At 43.6% G+C, this 587-nt stretch carries 1 protein-coding gene; it reads left to right on the top strand.

Features of this window, described 5'->3' with window-relative positions:
- On the top strand, positions 1–545 hold a 545-nt coding region (locus R7R78_RS28060; RefSeq protein ID WP_225474846.1), incomplete at its 5' end, for a DUF2797 domain-containing protein.
- Positions 546–587 lie beyond the last annotated feature (42 nt).

Below are 587 nucleotides of genomic sequence, written 5' to 3'. Positions count from 1 at the left end.
GCCGCGAACCGCAGTGGGGAGAAGAAAACTGTATGGTGGATCACTTCGTGTATCTATCAAATACATCAAGCTTGAAAGTTGGCATCACTCGCCACACTCAAATTCCAACACGTTGGATTGATCAAGGTGCAACTCAGGGTCTGCCAATTTTCAAAGTCAAAACGCGTCATATTTCAGGCTTGATTGAAGTGGAACTGGCAAAGCATATTGCAGACAAAACAAACTGGCGCACTTTGCTTAAAGGCGATGGTGAACCGATTGAGTTACAAGATCGTTTTGCTGAACTGCTCCCTCTTGTACAAGACAAAATTGCTGAAATCAAACAGCAATTTGGTGAAGATGCCATCGAGGTACTGAGCGAAACCATTACCGATCTTAGCTACCCCGTTCAGCAACACCCAACGAAAATCACCTCTCATAACTTCGACAAAGACCCGGTTGTGACTGGTATTTTGCAAGGCATCAAAGGTCAGTATCTGATTTTTGATACCGGTGTGATTAACGTCCGCAAATTTACATCTTACGAAGTTGAAGTAAGCGCGTAGATACGTCTGCTTTGCTATACACACTTCCTAGATAGAAAAAGC

The sequence above is a fragment of the Vibrio sp. 2134-1 genome (genome assembly GCF_033339495.1).
Note: the sequence above shows the minus strand (reverse complement) of the source record. Positions and strands in the feature narration are given on the sequence as shown.